This window comes from Candidatus Woesearchaeota archaeon, from assembly GCA_018675335.1.
Taxonomy (GTDB): Archaea; Nanobdellota; Nanobdellia; order Woesearchaeales; family UBA11576; genus JABJCP01.
Genome location: JABGYH010000004.1, coordinates 47,695 through 68,408 on the forward strand (window position 1 = coordinate 47,695; position 20,714 = coordinate 68,408).

General features: G+C 32.8%; 16 protein-coding genes. 9 read left to right on the top strand and 7 right to left on the bottom strand.

The window, feature by feature from the left end; translation table 11 throughout:
- Positions 1–218: 218 nt before the first annotated feature.
- The gene (locus tag HN587_02650; protein MBT7902734.1) at positions 219–1,847 is read left to right on the top strand and encodes a DEAD/DEAH box helicase; all 1,629 of its coding nucleotides are present in this window, start codon (positions 219–221) and stop codon (positions 1,845–1,847) included.
- 61 nt (positions 1,848–1,908) lie between these two features.
- Here HN587_02650 and HN587_02655 read toward each other — a convergent pair whose 3' ends face one another.
- From HN587_02655 to HN587_02670, 4 genes are all read right to left on the bottom strand, one after another.
- Complete coding sequence (locus HN587_02655) at positions 1,909–2,382, bottom strand: hypothetical protein (protein ID MBT7902735.1); 474 nt, start codon at positions 2,380–2,382, stop codon at positions 1,909–1,911.
- Positions 2,383–2,880 carry a hypothetical protein gene (locus HN587_02660; protein ID MBT7902736.1) on the bottom strand — a complete coding sequence of 166 codons (498 nt, stop codon included), beginning with the start codon at positions 2,878–2,880 and terminating at the stop codon, positions 2,383–2,385.
- 166 nt (positions 2,881–3,046) lie between these two features.
- On the bottom strand, positions 3,047–3,577 hold the full coding sequence (locus HN587_02665; protein ID MBT7902737.1) for a hypothetical protein: 531 nt from the start codon (positions 3,575–3,577) through the stop codon (positions 3,047–3,049).
- Between the two features lie 5 nt (positions 3,578–3,582).
- Positions 3,583–4,002: a hypothetical protein gene (locus HN587_02670; GenBank protein ID MBT7902738.1), complete on the bottom strand. Its 420-nt coding sequence runs from the start codon at positions 4,000–4,002 to the stop codon at positions 3,583–3,585.
- A 128-nt stretch (positions 4,003–4,130) separates the two neighbouring features.
- Here HN587_02670 and HN587_02675 point away from each other — a divergent pair, with 128 nt between their 5' ends.
- Positions 4,131–5,012, top strand: a complete 882-nt coding sequence (locus HN587_02675) for a hypothetical protein (protein ID MBT7902739.1) — start codon at positions 4,131–4,133, stop codon at positions 5,010–5,012.
- Here HN587_02675 and HN587_02680 read toward each other — a convergent pair.
- Positions 4,968–6,353, bottom strand: coding sequence for a hypothetical protein (locus HN587_02680; GenBank protein MBT7902740.1), 1,386 nt, complete (start codon positions 6,351–6,353; stop codon positions 4,968–4,970). The genes HN587_02675 and HN587_02680 overlap by 45 nt on opposite strands.
- A 102-nt stretch (positions 6,354–6,455) precedes the next feature.
- On the opposite strand from HN587_02680, the gene HN587_02685 reads away from it, so the two are divergent.
- The 6 genes from HN587_02685 to HN587_02710 all read left to right on the top strand — a co-directional run bounded on the left by HN587_02685 (position 6,456) and on the right by HN587_02710 (position 11,132).
- Positions 6,456–6,995 carry a M23 family metallopeptidase gene (locus tag HN587_02685; GenBank protein ID MBT7902741.1) on the top strand — a complete coding sequence of 180 codons (540 nt, stop codon included), beginning with the start codon at positions 6,456–6,458 and terminating at the stop codon, positions 6,993–6,995.
- A 109-nt stretch (positions 6,996–7,104) separates the two neighbouring features.
- Positions 7,105–7,278, top strand: coding sequence for a hypothetical protein (locus tag HN587_02690; GenBank protein ID MBT7902742.1), 174 nt, complete (start codon positions 7,105–7,107; stop codon positions 7,276–7,278).
- Positions 7,279–7,404: 126 nt separating this feature from the next.
- Entirely contained in the window at positions 7,405–8,163 is a 759-nt protein-coding gene (gene zupT / locus HN587_02695) for a zinc transporter ZupT (protein ID MBT7902743.1), read from the top strand.
- Positions 8,164–8,236: 73 nt separating this feature from the next.
- Positions 8,237–8,959: a protein kinase gene (locus HN587_02700; protein ID MBT7902744.1), complete on the top strand. Its 723-nt coding sequence runs from the start codon at positions 8,237–8,239 to the stop codon at positions 8,957–8,959.
- 93 nt (positions 8,960–9,052) lie between these two features.
- Entirely contained in the window at positions 9,053–10,048 is a 996-nt protein-coding gene (locus tag HN587_02705) for a hypothetical protein (protein ID MBT7902745.1), read from the top strand.
- A 70-nt stretch (positions 10,049–10,118) separates the two neighbouring features.
- Positions 10,119–11,132: a hypothetical protein gene (locus HN587_02710; protein MBT7902746.1), complete on the top strand. Its 1,014-nt coding sequence runs from the start codon at positions 10,119–10,121 to the stop codon at positions 11,130–11,132.
- A gap of 7 nt (positions 11,133–11,139) precedes the next feature.
- Here the strand turns inward: HN587_02710 and HN587_02715 are convergent, their stop codons facing one another.
- A complete protein-coding gene (locus HN587_02715) occupies positions 11,140–11,775 on the bottom strand; it encodes a hypothetical protein (protein ID MBT7902747.1) in 636 nt (211 codons plus the stop codon).
- Between the two features lie 197 nt (positions 11,776–11,972).
- Between HN587_02715 and HN587_02720 the strand changes: the two genes are divergently transcribed.
- Positions 11,973–12,716 carry a membrane biogenesis protein gene (locus HN587_02720; GenBank protein MBT7902748.1) on the top strand — a complete coding sequence of 248 codons (744 nt, stop codon included), beginning with the start codon at positions 11,973–11,975 and terminating at the stop codon, positions 12,714–12,716.
- Positions 12,717–12,818: 102 nt separating this feature from the next.
- Here HN587_02720 and HN587_02725 read toward each other — a convergent pair whose 3' ends face one another.
- Entirely contained in the window at positions 12,819–20,675 is a 7,857-nt protein-coding gene (locus HN587_02725) for a hypothetical protein (GenBank protein ID MBT7902749.1), read from the bottom strand.
- Positions 20,676–20,714: the final 39 nt, after the last annotated feature.

The window sequence follows — 20,714 nt, forward strand, 5'->3', positions numbered from 1 at the left end:
AAAAAAAAATTACAAATTTACGTGTGTAACTTACACAACTTAACTGAAACACAAAAAAAACAGTTTAGCAATCTAATTTTGTTTTAGATAGTTTTATGCAGTTTTTAAAAAAAAAATTGATAAAATTATCAAAGAGAACTTTACATCCGTTTTAAAAAAACAATTTAGATGTTAGAAGTTGTCTTAGATTATATACAATAAAACAAAGGTAAAAAAAAATGAACGAATTTGAAACATTAGGTTTAATAGAACCAATAATGAAATCTATCCGAGATGAAAATTTCGAAACACCAACAAAAATTCAAGCTAAAACTATTCCATTAATTTTAGATGGAAAAGACGTAATTGGAAAATCCTCAACAGGCTCAGGAAAAACACTTGCATTCGCAGCAGGAATTATCCAAAACATCGACAAAGGAAAAGGAATCCAAGCAATAATTCTAACTCCAACAAGAGAGCTTGCAGAACAAGTAAAAGATGCATTCAAAAAGTTTGCAAAACATAGAAAACTTGTTGCAACAGCAATTTATGGTGGAGTCTCAATTGAACCACAAATGAAAAAGCTTACAAAAACAGACGTTGTAATTGCAACACCTGGAAGAATGCTTGATCATATCCAACGTGGAACAATTAATTTAAAAAATGTTAAAATCTTAGTTTTAGATGAAGCAGATAGAATGCTTGACATGGGATTTTTACCTGATGTCGACAGAATAATTGGAAAATGTCCTTACCGACAACAAACACTACTATTCTCCGCAACAATTAGTACTGAAATTAAAAAACTATGTGGAAAATACATGAACAACCCAATTAGAATTGACGGATCAGAACAAGTAGATCCAAATAAATTAAAACAAGTATACTACGATATTTCCGATACTCAAAAATTCCCACTATTAGTTCATTTACTAAAAGCTGAGATGACCGGACTTGTAATGATTTTTTGTAACACTAGACAAAACGTAGACTTTGTTGTAAAGAACTTAAAACTAAATCAAATCGATGCAGTTGCAATCCACGGAGGATTTACACAATCTAAAAGAAGTAAAACCATGGAAAAGTTCCAATCAAATAAAGCACACGCACTCGTTTGTACAGATGTTGCTGCAAGAGGACTAGATATTCCTGCAGTATCTCACGTATACAATTATGACTTACCTACAGATTCAAAAGACTATGTTCACAGAATCGGACGAACAGCTCGAGCAGGAAGTGAAGGAATTGCAGTTAATGTTTTAGGAAAAAGAGATCATAATAATTTCTCTCAAATTCTAAGAGATTACTCAGCAATGAAAGTTCGCAAAATGGAAATTCCACATTATGAACGAGTAGAAATGAAGAAAACTATTCCTGAAAGACGAGGCCGTGAAAGAACTCAAAGAATCGGACAAGGCGGACGAAGCGAAGGAAAAGGCGGCGCTAGAGGCGGACGAAGACCTGCATTTGGCGGTGGATTAAGATCACAATCAAGAAGTTTTGGAAGTTCAAGAAGTTCATCCTCAAGCGGATTTCGTAGTGAACGAAGTGAGAGTCGAGGAACTAGCAGCGAAGGAAGTTTTGGAAGTAGAAGACGAGATAGTGAACAAAGAGAACGACGTGGATCTAGTAGAAGCTCTAGTGAAGGAAGATCAAGCGGACCTCGAACCGGCGGATTTAGTCGTGGACGAGACAGCAGAGAATCTAGCGAAGGACGATCAAGTGGTCCTCGAACCGGCGGATTTAGTCGTGGACGAGACAGCAGAGAATCTAGCGAAGGACGATCAAGTGGTCCAAGAAATAGATCTCCAAGATCAGCTCCTTCTGAAAGAGGAGAACGTAAAAGTTTTCGAAAAACAAGAAATTAAATTCAAAATAATTTAAAATTTTTTATAATTCTTTTTTTTATTTACTTTTTTTCTAAATAAATTATGCATTTTTATTTTTCTCACACATAACATAATTTGCTTTAGCATCATTTACAAAAGCATATGCAAACAATAAACTTACAATACCCAAAAAAGAAGACGCCATTCCTCGCTCACCCGCAGTTTCAATTAAAGAAGTCAATTTAGCAGAATAGAAATCAATAACTTTTTGCTGTTGAAAAGGATAATACTTATCAAAACGCGCCAATTCTGAATCTAGAGAATCACCCATTCCTTTAAGCTGTTGTTCAAATGAAGAGTTCATAGCATTTCGATTTAAATTTTGACTTAAATAATGCATCGCACCATAAGGATTTTCTCTTGCTTGGTCAACAAAAATATATCTTTGTTCTTGTAAGTCATTAATTTTTATTCCAAAATCTATTGTCTTCGCAGTTTCCAAAGCACAAATCCCGCCCGAACCTAATCCTATTAAAGCAGATACGATCATCCCAGTTTTAGTTGATTTTGTCATTTAGTTTTCACCATCTTGTTCTTTAATATTTTCTTCCCCTGATTTTTTAGCACCAGAACTCACGCTTACACCACCAAAAATCATCGTAGAAATAATCAAACAAACAAACCCTGCAGATACAGTTCTTCCTTGCCAATAATTCGCATCATTCATTAATTCGGAAATCTTATTAGAATAAAAATTTGCAAGTCTTCTTTGTTGAAATCCAGAATATTGATCTGCAGTTTCTAAATGACGATCTAAAGAATAATTAACTCCAATAAGTTGTTGCTCGACAAATGAATGTGAACAAGTATCTTCTAAATTTTGACTTAAATATTTTAACGCATCATAAGAATTTTCCCTAGCAATATCTTCATAGAAATGTTTTTGTTCATTTAACACGCCACTTAAATTTGCTAAATCATATGAATCTGCAAGACATTTAACTCCAACACCGCCCGATGCCAATCCTGCAATAAATCCCATAATTGTTGCTGCTTTTCTCGTATTAATCATTTATCTCAACCACTCCAAACATATTTTGATTACGAATAAGAAGTGACAAATGCTATTATTTATGAATTATTTATAGAAATTATAGAATTAAATTGAATATGTCAAATATAAAACAATATAAAAAAAATTAAAGAAAGTAAAAAAAGTAAAAAAAGTAAAAAAAAAATTAATCTGCAAAACCAAAAAGCTTCTTCACTTTGTAACCAAGTTTACTTTTTCTTTTTGCTTCTTCTGCTTTCATTTGATCATACTTAACTAAAACTTGTTTGAATGCATCTAAATCTAACCTTACAGTCGGACTTCCTTGTTTTTCCCAACGCTCAACATCATACCTATGACCAACGCCAAATGAAAAAGGAACATACCCACTCCCAAGAGTTTTTGATTCAATAGTTTCTCCATTAACAACAACAGTTTCTGGCAAATGCCCTCGAGTATTTCTACCTTCAAGCAACTTTTCAAGTTCAAGACCTTTTCCTGCATAAGGATTCAATTTACCCCACCCCTCTCCAATTTGGTGCGCAGGTAAATTACTTTGCGATCTTCCCAGATAAAACAAAAAAGGTTTTCCCCTTTGAGTTGGATCGTCCATTTCTAAAATTTCAGGATTGCAAACATAAACTGCTGCAACATTATTATTATATCCTTGAATAAAATCAAGCACAGGTTTTTCTTCTTTTTTCTTACTTAATCCCATTTTTATTACCTCACATATTTTACTTCCTCAAGAATTTCTTTTCTGAGTTTTTGTTTGTTTAGTTCACTGTCGGGATCAACCATTTTGCTTGTTGCCTCATCTAATAACATATCAAATTTAGAAGTTAAATCTGCACGTTCAAGATCTTCTCGAGTTCTATTGTTAACTCCGTCAGCAGTATTATTACAATAGTCATCAATAATTCTAACTCGATCATCTTTCTCTCCAAGAAATAATGTACACCTATCTGCACCAGGCAAAGAATATCCTGGCTCCACAACATACATTGCAGAAACTCCATTAATTTTTCCAGCATATTTTCCTTGATCAAATTCTGAACTAACTGCATTTTTGTAAAGAAATCCTGCCACAGTAACTCCTGCAGCAACAATTCCTGCGATTATCCATTTACTAGCTTTATTCAATTAAATCACCTTTGATTGTTTATTATTGTAGAGTAGTTCCAAACTAGGATTAATATTTATTCCCTATAATTCATATTAACCCTAAGGAAAACGAAAAGTTTAAATATTAACCAACCTAAAACAAAATTATGGAAGAAAACATAATCAAACGACGCCTCATAAAACAAGGAAAAGGAGGATACACAGTAACAGTCCCAATAGACTTTGTTAGAAACAATGATTTGGAAGCAGGCACTGAAATTCGATTTATCCCCCTTGCTGACGGACTTTTAATGAGTGCTACTGCAACCAAACCAAAAAAAGAAATTACATTCACGCTCGAAGATAATGATAAAACAAGACTTAGAACAATTATATCTTCATTTTATAGAAGAGGATATGACACTATCACCCTTAAAACAACTGATCCCATAAGTTTTTCTCGAATAAATAAAATAACTGAATCACTACTAGGACTTGTTGCAACAGAACATACTGAAAACAACATAATATTGCAAAACATGATGAAAGATGATTTTGAAGATGTTGAAAAAATAATCACCAAATTATGCTACACAGTAAAACATTTTAACAAACTAGTACTCGAAGACTTAACTGACAAATCAACAAAAAATGAAGAAATAAAATCATTAAGAAAAACAACCATGAAACTTCGCGATTATTGTCAAAGGATGATCACCACAACAAATTATCAAAAAGATAAATCTCAAGAATATAACTTACTAGTTTTTACAATAGAAAAAATTGCTTCAAACTTTTATAATTTTCACTTAAATAAAAAAGAACTGAACAAAAAACAAAAAATAATTAATGAACTAAATACCTTAAATGATATCTTTTCTGATTTATTTGAAATTTATAGAAAGAAAGATTCAAAAAAAATAGTTAAAGCAAATCAAAAAATATTTATCCAAAAAAGAGATCTTAATGTTAATCACCCATTAATACTCGTTTTAAAAGAAAATTTATTCACTTTGAGCTCGCGCATAACTGGACTCTTGCTTAGTTGATGAAGGATCAGTTTGATGCATTCCCAAAGCAAAACCAATTGAACTATAAATATATTCTAAATCTTCTCGCACAATTAAATTTGCTTGACTCAAACAATTAAATGCTTCAACCATTTCACGACGAGCATAATTAAATTCCCCAGCACTTTGGTTTGCTTGATCTTGCTTTCTCATATTTCTAACCATCCCAGTCCTACCATCCGCAGGAGGAATTTCACAATCAGCATTTAATCTTTTAATTTCTTCATACGTATTTTTTAATTGAAGTGCATTACGATAAAGTTTTGCAACAAAATAAACTTCAAGATAATCTTTATCCATTTCAAATCCATTTTCTCTCGCAGAAATACTTGCCAAAGATATTTCTCCATCCTCCCCTAATTGATCAACTAAAGGTCGCACACTATCAATTGCAAAAACATCATCAACTTGAACAATATCATAAACAAATGTACTAAAATCAAAATCATAAGTAGTACGTACTCCATTTCGAACAACTAAAGAAACATTTTTACCATTTCTATCAGTAGTCCACTTAGCAAATTTTTCAAAATTAGGTCTTACAATATCATCAAGTTGTTTTAAAATTCCAATTGTTTTAGAATCAGATATCCCAAACTTTGATGCGATTTTGTATGCTTTTGGAAATTGTTCTATCTCCCCAACACTCACCCCAATTCCTGCCAAGTGACATGCAGCAGCAAGTTTTCCCAAAGATGCATTTTGCAAATAATATTTATCAGACTCAGTTAATAAATCCCCAACATGCGAATTAATTTTTGCACGTTTAACTGCAGCAGATTTTAATAGTTCAAAAATATCATCAGGATCTAAATTTGTTCCATTTGAAAATGCAACAGAATAAAGTGTTTGGTCAACAAATCCCGTAACTAAAGGTGCGTTGGAATCACTTGATCCCACATCAATTAAAGGGGCAATAGTAATTTCTGAATCCAACTCAGGAAGTTGCGCCATAATTTTGCGTTCAAGTCCATTTAACACAGGATCAGAATTATCTTTCACAATAAGTTCAATCATGTCTGAATTTCCACCAAAACTAATAAAACTAGAACTTGATATTAATTCATAGTCTGCCGCAGAAATAACTGCATTCGGTTTTATTTTTGAATCCAATAATTTTTTTCTCAACACAGGATCTTTTTCTAAAGCACCCAAACTAAATCCAAACATACTAGGATCAGAAGAATTTTCTGCAAGAAATCCACATACTAGTAGCTGATTATCACCAATAAATAAAGCATAAGTTCCATCTTCTTGTTTAATAGAAGTCGCAGGGACTTTAAAAACTGAGCCACCACTTCTTCCCTCATAAATAGCCATATTAAAATCAAGAATTTTATCATTTATAAAACTTTCGTTTATTAGTTACTTAATAGTAGTTAATAAGTTAATTTTATAACTTTTATGTCCAAATTTAAAAATATGCAAGACACACAACTACTCCCAACAAGAATTGATCCGAAATATATAATCCCATTCACAGGATATCCAGTAATTATCACTCAAGGATATAATGGACCATATAGTCACAAAGGAAGAGAAATTAATGGGAGAATTAGACGTAATGATTGTTACAGCATAGACTTCGCACTCCCACTAGAAACCACAATTATTGCCTCAAGAGCAGGAATAGTTAATTTAGTTGAAACGTTTTTTGATGAGTGTTATTTAGGTTTAAATCCTAATAAAGGACGAGTATCAACAAATTTTATCACAATTGATCACTTAGATGGAACTGGTGCGATTTATGCACATTTAGAAAAACAAGGAGAGTTAGTACAACGTAAACAATTTGTAGAACAAGGACAACCAATTGCAATAACAGGACTTAGTGGTTGGATTGGCCCAATACCTCACCTACATTTTGCAGTGTTTAAAAAACGAAAAACCAGACGAACTACAGTTCCAATCAATTTTGAAAATTACCACGGACCACTCGAACATTCAACATTAATGAGTTAAAATACCAAATAATAAAAAATACATAAAAAATAATCAACACATTTAAAAAAAAGAAAATAATTCTTAGTTCAAATACATTAATTAATTAAAAATAAACAAAGGTGATAATATGTTTGGTGGAATTATAGGAATCATAGGCCTTGCTTGTGCAATCTGGGTAATATATGATGTTTTTGCAAAAAACAAAAAATTAGACACAAAAATGAAAATTATTTGGACAGTTGCTGCAATATTATTTAGCATAATAACTGCAATAGTATATTATTTCATAGGGAAAAAATAATTTTTTTATCTAAAATTTTTTATTTTAACTTTTTTATTTTAAATTTAATTCTTAAAATCAGTTAATTCTAGTCATTTTGCGCCTTTTACCCAAACCTTTATAACTAAAACACCTAAAATTAATAAAATGGAAACTGCAAATATATGGCTACCACTACTATTAACAGTCATTGCAGGCATATCTACCGGTGTTGGAAGCCTAATTGCGTTATGTATTAAAAATTTAAAAAAACAATATTTGTACTTCTCGCTGGGACTTTCAGCAGGAGTTATGACTTATGTTTCATTTGCAGAATTATTACCTTCCGCAGTTTTAGAAATAGGATTTGTATACGCAAACTTAGCATTTTTTTCAGGAATCATATTTATCATGATACTAGATTTTTTTATACCTCACGATTTTATTGCAGAAAAAGTATGTGGAGATCAAAAATCTAAAAAACTAATGACTGCAGGAGTACTTACTGCAATAGGAATTGCTATTCACAACTTACCTGAAGGAATGGCAGTATTTGTAAGTTCAATGAATGATTTAACAATTGGAATTTCACTTGCAATCGCAATTGCAATCCACAATATTCCCGAAGGAATGGCAGTAACAATTCCAATATATTATGCCACTAAAAGTAAAACAAAAGCATTTTGGTATGCAACATTATCTGGCCTTGTTGAACCAATTGGTGCAATAATTGCAATATTATTTTTAATGCCATATTTAACAACGACAGTCATGGCAGTGACTCTCGCATTTGTTGCAGGAATTATGGTATTCATAAGTTTTGATGAACTACTACCACTCACATTCAAAGAAGATGATAGCCACACATCAGTTGTTGGAATCATAGTTGGAATGGCCATAATGGCATTAAGCATAGCACTAATTTAAAATTATTAACATCCAATTAATAAAAATAATTTAAAAAAATTTTGAAAAAATAAAAATATTTTGTGTTGAGAAAATGAAAGAAGCAGACGATCTAGTTGGAGGAATAGAAGCAGTACTTGGAGCGACGTTTCATTCTAGAGTGTTCAAAATAAAAATGGCAAATGGCGGACATTATGTCATGAAAATAAATCAACCATTTAAAGATCCACTCCAAGTAGAATTAATGAGAGAAATTGGAGATATTTCCCATCCAAACTTATTAACTCCCCTTGAAATTGCAGAAGAAGATGGAAGAATAATTGAATTTTATCCATATATCCCACACCCAACATTATATCAAAGACACGGAAAACAACCCGATCCTGAAACTGCAAAACTAATAGTTCTTCAAATATTACTCGGATTATCTCCACTACATAGACGAGGAATCATACACCACGATGTTCGAGAACCAAATATTTTTGTTAATCCTAAAACTGACGAAGTAACACTATTTGATTATAATATTTCAAAAAAACCATACTTTCTTCGAACAGGAATGTCAACAATCAATAATGTTCCTCCCGAATATTTAGTTGGTTGTACGCAAATAGATTATAGATTTGATATTTATCAAACAGGAATAATACTTAGAGATCTAACTCACGGATATGATTGGGCCAAAGAAACGTTCATACCTGTAAAAGGAGTCACTCCTGAATTAGTTCAAGTAATAATTAATGCAATTCACCCAGATCCAGATAAGAGATATAGAACTGCAATGAATATGGCCGAAGCTTTAGATAAACTTATTTGAACAAAACAAATCTAACAGTAACACTTATAAAAAACATAATCAAAATTAATTAAAAAAAGAGCTGATTTTAACCCAATACAAATAGGAGTTTAAATGACATCAAGAATAATAATACCACGACTTGCAGAAATATTATTTTACATGTATGATGCGCTGCAAGGGGCTTTAGAACATGAAGATTTAGAAGAAATAGATGGACTACTGCAAAGATTAACTGGTCTAGAAAAACAATTTGGAAAAACCATATTTCAACAAACAAAATCTAGAGAATTACAACAAGATTTTGATGATTTAGTAACATCCGCACAAGATTACGAATCAACCTTAGTTTCAATAGATTATCCAATCTCTGCATTTTCTGAATTAATGAATCAAAAAGTAATGCAACAAATGACAAAATACGTTGAATTAAAAGAAAGATTACTTCAAGAAACAGGATTTAATGTTGATAAAGATTTTGGAAATGGCCCAATAGATCCTGCAATAAAACCACTAGTAGTTGCATTAAAATTAGTAGGATTTAAAACAAGCAATTCTTGTCAAGGACATTCTGAAAATAGATCCACTCCGCGAGTTTATGTTGCGGGCAATTCAAATATTCCAATATTAGAAAGAGTTGTGGAAGAATATAATTGGGGAAATCCTGTTGGACTCTGGTGGAAACTAAACGAATCAAAAATAATACCTTCGATTTATTTAGATAAAAAATCAAAAAAACCATTCCTCCAAGACGAAATTGAAGGAATTAAACACACGATTATCAGTTCTACTTGCACTGCTTTAAAATTATATATTGAATCAACTCCCAACTGGATAAGTATTTGGCCAAAAGACTACCACCCAGGAGGTTTTCAAGGATGGAATAAAATAACCGGCCAATACAGAAAAGAAGTTGTACAACTAATGCACCAATTAGCAACTCAAATAACTAAAATAATGCCTGGTTGTGAAGTGATTGATAGAACCCACCCCGAAGGAACATACATTCTAACTGCCAAAGGATTTGGACTTGAACGAAAACAAGCAGATATTTTACCATTATCAGCATATTTGTATAATAGAAATCTAAGATTTTGTAGAACTGATTAAAATAAAAATAGGAAATCTTCCGAAAAAAATAAAGTAATTCTTAAAAAAAATATTAAGCTTGTTTAACTTAATGACTTCACTAAAAATATATCCTAGAATTTCAGAAATTTTATATTACCAGTATCAAGAATTAACAGATGCAAAATTACGAGATGAAAAAAAAGCAAAAAAAATAATTACAGACTTAACCAATATAGAAACAAAAGTTGAACAAACAATATTTCAACAAACAAGATCAAGACAATTACAAAAAAAATTTAATCAATTACTTAAAGTTTCACAACAATATCAAAATGGAACTGTTTCTTTAGAACAAACACGGGGAATATTTGAAGAATTAATGCAACAAAAAGTAATGCGACAAATTCAAAGATATGACGAGGTAAAAAAAGAATTAGTCAATCAAGGTTTTGATGTTGATGATAAAAAAAAACAAGGAATTTTTAAAGATTGTTATTATGTTCCAACTATAAAACCATTAGTTGTTGCTTTAAACTACCTAGGTTTTCACCAAACAATGTTTAGTGGTAAAGGCAATGCATTATTTAATCCTTCTGTTGATTTTGAAGGGAGTGTTAACTTAGAATTACTAACAGAAAAAGTGTCAGATTATAATTTTAAAAATCAATTTAGAAAAAATATGGGTTTGTGGTGGACAATTCAACCAAGTGGACTCACAAAATACATCAAATTAAGAAAAACCTCCTGTGAACCATTCACACTTGAAGAAAAAAAAGAATTTTTTTATTTCGTAGATAAACATTCTGAAGGTTTAGATTTTCAAAAAATTCATTCATTTGATTTTAAAGGAAATTTTATTCAAGCTTCAACGGATAAAAACACTGAAACCTCAACACCTGAACATATAGAAATTATGACTCACTTATTTGAAAAAATAATAACTAAATTTCCAAATTATCTTGCAGAAAATACTATATACCCCCAAGGATTATATTCTTTATCTTGCAAAGGATTTGGACTTGAACGAAAACAAGCAGACATTTTACCATTTGCAATGTATTTAGCGGATAGACTTCCCGCAGTAAAACTAGATTATGATTTTGAAAGAGTAATTATAACATAATAAATTCTCAAAAACTATTCACTCCCATTAATTTTAAAACAGCTTCCGCTTCTTTTGCTTGAATAATTGCATCTTCTAAAGCATTATGAGGTAACTGCCCATTTGGGCGAAGACCTAATTCTTTAATATTTGCGTAAGGATTTTTTGTTACCCCTCGATACATTGAATTAATATCTTCTGCAGTAAAACTTGTTTTAGGTTCACCATCATAAAATTGACCCCAATAAAAATCACAAAATCCACCATCAAATTTAATTGGTGCTGCAAGTTCAACTAATCTTTTGTTCTCACCAACTTTTTCTAACCACTCAGAATATTCTTGCATAACTTTTTGTGGAGAATCTGCGCGTTCAATTAATGCTTGCATAACTAAATCAGGAGAAAATTTTTCACTCTCAGGATTAAACTCTGGAAGTGATAAAAGATCAGACAAACAATGAAACCCCCTAACACAAACTTTTAACGCATCAGTAATTACCAAATTATTTATCGGTTTTATTTCACGATAAAATTGTTGGTTTGTATCAAAGACAACACACGCACCAACAGATAACATAGAATAAACTCCAACTGGCCTACCTGCAGTTTCAATATCAATAGAAATATATTGTTTTGGTTTAGAATTATATTTTGGTTGTGCCATAATAAACATATGACTTTTGAATTTTGTATAATTATTGAATAGAGAAAATAAATAAAATATATAGAATATACTGCTAATCACAATAATTAAGCAAACATATGCAACAATTCCGCATACATAATATTTCATAATAATTCTTAAAAATATGTTTTAAACCACAACTAAGTTTATTAATAAAAAAATTCTCAAATTATATTATGACACTAAACAATAATTTTTCAGAAATATTTGGAGATACTTCAATCATAGGGATGTTACATTTAGCAGGTGAACGACCAGTTCAACGTGCAATGGAAGAAGCCATAATATATTTAGAAGAAGGTGTTGACGCAGTTATTGTTGAAAATTATATATCTCACAATTTATTTCATGTTAAAAAAACTCTCGAAGAATTACAAAAAGCAAATACTGGCTTAGTTGTAGGAGTAAATGTGCTACCTAACGAATATTACTATGCATTCCAATATGCAACTCAATACGGAGCACAATTTATTCAACTAGATCATGTTGCAGGAACATATGATCGCAGAGGAACATTCCAACTTCAGGATTATTTACAGGAAAAACAAGCACACCCAGAAATTGTTGTCTTAGGAGGAGTGTGGCCAAAATATTATACACCAATTGAAGGATCTGACTTAGAACAAGATTTAGCAGAAGGTGCAGAAAGAGCAGAAGCAATAGTTGTAACAGGAGAGGGAACTGGCATTGAAACAGACATTGAAAAAATAAGAAATTTTAGAAGAATGCTTGGACCTCACAAACCATTAATTGTGGGTGCCGGATTAAATCCAGAAAATGCATACGAACAATTAATGATCGGAGATGGCGCAATAGTTGGAAGTTGTTTTAAACCACATGGAAACGAACGTGCACCTATTGATAGAGATTTAGTAAAAAGATTCATGGCAGAAGTTTATCGCGTTCGCCAAAATAAATAATTTTTTCTTTTAATTAACAATAAAATTCTAAAAATTAAGTCATAAAAAAAACACAGAATAAATAATGTAAAAAAAATTTAATTTAAAAAAATAAAAAATATTTTAGTCTTCTTTTCGTCTAATGATTACAAATCCACCAACAGTTAATGCAAGTAAAAGCATAATTGCATAATCTGAAAATTCTGGAACTGCCTCACCTTGACCACCAAACTCAGTTTCAATTAACGCATCATCAGTAGCATTCAATTGAGTATAAGCAGTAGCAGTACAATTAATTGTAAAATCATACAAATTCGCACTACTAAACCCTGACGTTGAAGTATAATTCCAAGTGTTATCCCCTGACGAGTTAAATGTCATGTTAGTATCAGTAACTGATAAATCTGCAACAGTAATCCTACACTCAGCATCATCAGTTGCAGGAGTCAAAGTTGTATTATCACTAGTTTTTGAATAGTTAGCATAAAAAACAACTGCACCATCAACATAAACCGATTCCGAATCAGACGTATCTGAAATTTCCAACTGAGAATTCTCCCCCGCAACATAAGTTGAGAATCCCATTTCAGGAGGAATAGTAATGGCAACATGAGTTGAATTATATTCTGCACAATCAATTGCATCAGTTACATCACTACAATTAGCACCATCATCCGAACAACGCTCAATTGACTCACAACTATCTCCAGGAATATAACAATCAACACTTCCAATCGAAAACTCTTGAAACATTTCTTGCCAAACAGCAGATTGAATACCAACACACTCTTGTCCCGCATAATAACAAGACTCCCCAGTTGTAAACGCATCACTAAAATTAACAGTAGTTGAATGAGTTATATCAATGTCACCAAATTCGCAGGCCAATCCAGTCGCAGATGAGTTCAATATAAAACTTGCATTTTTTTGAACACCAGTGGATACACCCGTAGACGAATTATATTCCTCATAATCACCCGTACTCGTTTTCCACTGAATAAAATCTGCTTCTTCACCTTCAAAAGATACCATAAAATTCTGCGAAGTTTTCTTAGTCGTAAAATTCAAACACGCTGTTTGATAACCTAAACCAGCCATATCAGTCACATTTAATTCATAAAAATAAGTAGTTGCAGCAGTTAAATTAAATCCTAATGAATCATCCCACTGATCTAAAGGAAAACTATGAAACAACTTATAATCATCCAAATCATAATATGGATCGTTATAACTATCCAAACTAGAGTTCAATGTAGTACAAGTAGAATCATTAAGATAAAACGTCAATGTTGCATTAGTAGGCTCAGTCGTCATAAAATCAATAAATGCAGCAATTGAATCTAAATGCTTCGAAATATCCCTAATTGAGGGAGCATCAGAATCTGATTCTGAGTTATAAGCATCTTTACATTCCCACGCCCATAAACAATCAGGATCATCACAATCCGCAAACCCATCGTAATCATCATCATAATTATTAAAACAAAATGATTCAAAACTACAATGTCCCCCTGCGCATCCAGAATCGCATTGATCAGGATTCATATCACAATCAATAGGAACTACATCTTCCCACATATCTGTACCCGCATTCCAAGACCCAGTCGTGTGATGAACAAACGTATCCCAATTTTCATGACAAAAACCACCTTCAGGCAGCCAAGCATCAGATTCCCATTGACAATCTTTACTACTGCTACCACAGTCAGGAGAAGTAGTACAAAAATCACAAATGTCATCACAACCAAAAGCATCATCACTAAAATGACAAGTATTTGACCAAGTATCATACTCGCAACCCATAGCTAAACATGCAGATTCTTCACCGTAAAAAAATCCACAACCCGCAGTTCCAGCAATATTAGTACATTCAGGAATAACTGAACACTCAGGATCCGCACAATCTATAAAACCATTACCGTTATTATCAGCACCATCAAAACAATCTATCTCAGTTGAATCACACACATAAAAACCATAAAATCCCCCTGGAGCTTCCTGTCCATGACATTGAGTATCCTCACAATCAGTACCAAAAAAACCATCATCATCAATACCATTACCACAGATTTCTCCAACAGGACCTTCACTTGATTCAGCAACTGATGCTTCAAACTTTTTTAATATCCAATCTTCAGAATCTACTTCATCAGTAGAAGAACCTGCAACATATAAATCTCCTTCATTACCTTTAACAACTGAATATGCAATATCGACCATACGAATTCCAATAGTAGTATTCCAAGCAGAACTATCTTCAGTACCGGTATCATCAAACTTTTTAATTTTCATGTCTTCCATACCCAAATATCCAGTTTGACCTACAACAAAAACGTCACCATTTTCGTCAATGTAAATTGATCTTGCCCTACCACTTTCACCTTCATCTAAAGTTTTGTTCCAACCAGATATGGTTCCAGATTCAATACCTTCAGAGGAATATTTTTTAATAATCCAGTCATAATCCATACTATCATCAAATGCTCCGTAACCTACAACAAATATATCTCCGGAGTCATCAACTTCAACACCGTAAGCTTCAGAATCATAAGATTGTGTTGGATGAGATCTAATTATTTTATTCCAATTAATTGTATCTTCTACTCCTGAACTATCAAATTTCTTAAGCCACCACATGGCCATGCCATCATAAGCTTTTCCGACAACATAAATATTTCCGGAAATATCTGAAGTTAAATCGTACGGAGCATCAGAATCTCCAGCATAATCAAAAACAACATCAAGATAATTAGTAGTACAAGTACTTCCTTGATCTAAACTTCCACATTCGGAAAGACTACTCCCTCCAAAATCAAGTTCGTTACCACCAGAATCAAATTTCTTAATCCACCAATCACTAGCGGTTGAAAATCCTACCTTATTAACTAAATTTTCTCCTCTACCAAGAACATAAATATTTCCAAAGTCATCTATTTCAATACCCATTGCAGAATCATAAGAAAAACCATCAGAACTATAACATTGATTCCAATCCCTAGTATCTTCAACACCTACAGAATTATACTTTTTAATCATCCAATCAAAACTACTCGTACCAGTAACACAATTCCTTGCACTGCCAACTACAAATACACTTCCGGAAGAATCAATAGCCGCATCATACGCAATAGTTCCTTCTGAAATTTGTTTATCCCAATATATAGTATCTTCAGTTCCATCAGAACCGAATTTTTTTATTATCCAATCCCAATTGTCTCCACCTTGACCTACAACATAAATGTTATTTTCCCCATCAACAGTCATAGCATAAGGAATATCATTTGGACCAATATCAATAGTTTTATTCCAACCAGCATCAACTCCAAATTCAACTCCTTCTTCAGGACTTTCAGAAGAACTTGATTCTCCTCCTGCAGCATCTAATTCTTCCTGACCTGAAAAGAAAAAATCATAAGTAAAATCAAAAATTGAGTCAGGATCAAAATATACTGCATGCGACAAACAAGAGTCCCACACATACCCAGTCATTTCACCATAACACATACAATCAGTACTACTTACAGTACCACCATTACGATTATAACTTGGACAAGTAATTTCTTTACTTTTAAGTTCAGGATCATAATAATCTAGATGATAAATAGCACAACCATAATCCCCAGCACCTAAACTATCATCACAAACACTATCAGAATCTGTCTGAACCATCATGTTTATTTCACCAGATATATCAGATCCATCACAAAAACCTGCAACTTCATAACTCCAAGAATCACCAATAAATGATTGGAATAATTGATCACAACCAGAATCACAATCTTCAACATAAGGAGAACACCCATCAGGATTTTCAGACTCACTTCCATTAACAATTGTAATAGTGATATTATTTGATTCCGAATAAGAATCTATAGGATCTGAAGTCATATTAACAAATGCAAAGAAAGTATATGCCTCACCAACAGTACCCGTTGTATTAACTGCCCAACTAACAATAGATGTTTCACCACTTGATAAATTTACATATTGAGGATTATCATCAGTTGTATAAAAGGGAATTGCTCCAGGAGTTGTACTAATCAAACCTTTTACTGCCCCCCCACCAATAGCAGGAGTAGCAGTATCAGTTGCCGTTGCAGTAGCTCCTGAAAAAAATTCATCAGTAAAATTAAAATATGTACTTGCAGGATTATAAGGATCACATACACCATAACTTATTGCATCTGTTGAACAAACACAATTAGTATCCATAACTTCAGTTAAATAATTACGCGTATAACTTGGGCACACGTAATAAATTGGTTGAGTTTCTTCATAATAAAAAGCACAATTTCCAGATACATCTACAGTAAATACATTATCACAAAAACTTGAAGGATTTGCCTGATCTGGATAAATATTTAAATTTGTTAGAACAGTATCATGACAAGAACTATCAAAAACCCAACTAGCTCCACCATAACCTGGAATTAAATTATTACAATCAGTACCACAATTAAGTACAGGATCACAAACAGTACTTACTGGTGCTTCAGGAGTAACTGTTTCTGCAGCCAATTCATGAGAACCCATAGCAAAAAAATCATGAGCAAAATCAAAAACACTAGCCATATCAAAATCTGCAGAATGATCTCCACTCATACAATTTTCAAAACCAACTGTATTAATGCTTCCACATAAACAATCCATAGAAGAAACCATTGTTCCAGCTCTATTATAACTAGGACAATAATATTCTTTTGAGTTTAATACATCATTATAATATACACAGCCATAATAACCATCACCTAATTGAGCGTCACAATAACCTCCTTCATCAGTGTAAATATTAACATCCATTGCAGAAGGAACACAAGCACCCAAATCCATAACCCAACTAGGATCACTATAACTCATAAATAAACTATTACAATCTGAATTACAAGCATCATTTCCAGGAGTACAATATGCAGCAGCACCACCCGCAGGAGCGCCACCCGCAGCAAGAGATTCTTCAGTACCTGTAAAAAAGAAATCATGAGTGAAATCAAAAATAGTTCCAGGACTAAAATCTGCAACATAAAGCGAACAAGATTCCCAACTATTAGTTACGCCATCTTCAAGACATTGACACTCTGATCCAGAAACCATTCCTCCTTGACGATTATAACTTGGACAAACATATTCTTTACCAGTAACACTATCCATATAATGTATACAACCATATTCACCTGAACTTGAAGGAAACATATTATCACAAAACTGAGCTGAATCCGCATCGACATATATTACAACATCTTCAGTTCCTGTACTTGCAGTACATACAGTATCAGAAGGATTATAACTTCCACTAGACGTAAATCCTTCAAATGTCATAAATATATTATCACAACCAGAATCACAAGACATAGTATATGGAGAACAACTAGAACCTATTTCAAGCGCACCTGTGAAAAATTCATGAGAAAAATCAAAATAAGTATTTGGAGTTAAATCTCCTGTGCAAGTAGTAGGATTTACATCACCATCATAACAAATACAACTATAATCATATACTTCAGCACTTTCTAAATTATAACTTGGACACCAAATAGCTCCAAAACCTGGAACTTCCATTTTAGCACAAGTACCAGGAGAACCTCCAAACATCAAATCACATTGTGCTGCCATCTCCCCATAAATAAAAAGATCACTATCCGAAGCTTCACATGCTTGATCCATATCATTCGTCCATAAAATACTTGTTTCAGTAGTAGTCAAATTATTACAAGTAGAAGTACAATCCATAGAATCAGGATCACAACCAGTAACAGGAGTAGTTTCTTCTGCAGCACCTGCAAAAAACTCTTGAGATAAATCAATATAACTGGTAGGCAAAAGTCCATTACTCCCACAATCAATTAAACTATCTCCAAAATCATAACAACTACAATCATAATCATTAACTGCTCCAACCAGCATATCATAACTTGGACACCAAATATAATTAGAGCCCACATCATATCTAACACAAGATGAATACGTTCCAAATTTATCATAACAATCATTAGAACTTGTTGAATAAACAACCAATCCAGAATTACTATCAGAATCATAACAATAATCTGCTTCAAAATTAGTCCAACTAGTTCCAAGCCCCATCGCATCTAATGAACTACAATCATCACACATTCCAGGATCACAACTTGCAGGGAATGGATCTAAACTAACTGCAATTTCTCCACAGTCTCCACTATCACAAGTAACAATAACTGAAAAATCTGTAAATTCTCCGTAGGTGAAACTCTCATCCATTGCAGGAATTGATAAAATAACTCCAACTATTGGATCTTCTGAACCTGTGAAAAATGAATTTGAAAAATTAAAAACTAAAGACGCATCATAAGATTCATTAATACCTGTATAAGTTGAACAAGGAGTATAACTCCAAGCAGTCAATTCACCACTACAATAACAATCTGCTGCAGTAACACTACTACCAGATCTATCATAACTAGGACAAGCATATTCAATCATAGTGTTTGATTCTATAAGTTGCACGCAACCACCAGATTCATCAATACCTCCCAAATAATTATCGCATTGAGAAACATCCGAATAAATTGTCACATCATTTCCACCTTCAATTTGCTCAGTACAAGATTCATTCATCCCATCACTAGACCATGAAAAACTATCAGAAGTAATATCAATATCACTACAAGTTCGAGTACACTCACCAATAGACGGATCACAACTTAAATTCCCCGTGGCAGATGCTTCTTCAAGACCTGCTAAGAAAAAATCATGACTGAAATTAAAAAGAGTTGACGGTAAATCAAAATTAGCAAGATAATTAGAACAAAGTTCATAAGAAAATCCTGTTGCATCACCAGAACAATAACAATCAGAATCAGTAACTTCTCCACCGTTACGATTATAACCAGGACACAAATAATCTTTACCTGCCATGCTATCTGAATACTGTGCACAACCATAATCTCCATGCTGCTTTAAATTAGTATCACAAACTTCACCAGTAGTATCAAATAAAACAAGCGCTTCCATAGAAATATCATAACAATGTTCACTAGTACCATCATAATCCCAATCAGTATAATCGCCTAAAAAAAGAGAATTACAATCAGAACTGCAATTTTCAGATACTGCAGTACAACCTGAACCTGATCCTCCACCAACAGAACCTGTAAAAAATTCACTAGTAAAATCAAAAAAAGTAGCAGGATAATAACCATTAGAGTTGCAAGCATCCCAAACACCTGCAGTATTAGAACCGTTACAACTACAATCAATATCAGAAACACTAAGTTCATAATTTCGCTCATAACTTGGACAAAGATAATAAGCATCAGTTCCAGAATCATAAAACTCCACACAATCACCATCATAATTCCAAAGATTATCATCGCAGTAATTAGCATTACTAGCATCAGATAAAACAGTAAGATACGACGCTGCAGGAGCCAAATCATAACATAATGCTTCACCAACATTTGAAGCCCATGCACCTGCATTATAACCTGCTTGAGTTATATCATCACATTCAGTAGTACAAACCCAAGATCCTGGATTACAATCAGACGTTGCTTTAGAACCTAAACCAGATTTTTTAGATGGGGCTAAATCAGAACTCTGCGAGGGGGCGCTTGCAGAATCAGCCATAGGTCGAGGATTATTAGGGTCAGTTATATCAATATTAATCCCTGCATAAACCATAGAACTTGAACCTTCAAATTCAATATAATCTCCCTTATCAGAAAAAGGAACATCAATTTGAACCCAACCAGAATCACAATCATTTGTTTGTTCATCCCAATCAGAACAACCAACAATCGCATTTACTTCACTTGTTGTAGGGATTTTAATTAATCCTTCCGAAGACAATGATTCTCCAGATACAACTTTAGTCGTAATACTTTGTTCAAGAACTTCTTCAGGTACGTTCTCTAAACTTAACGGTTGAGAAACGCAACCAAATAATAAAACCACTACTAATATAATAGTAAGAATGAAACTTTTTCTAACTGCCCCTTTTCGCATTAAATGCCACCCCACGTGTATTTTTTTTGAATTTGAAAT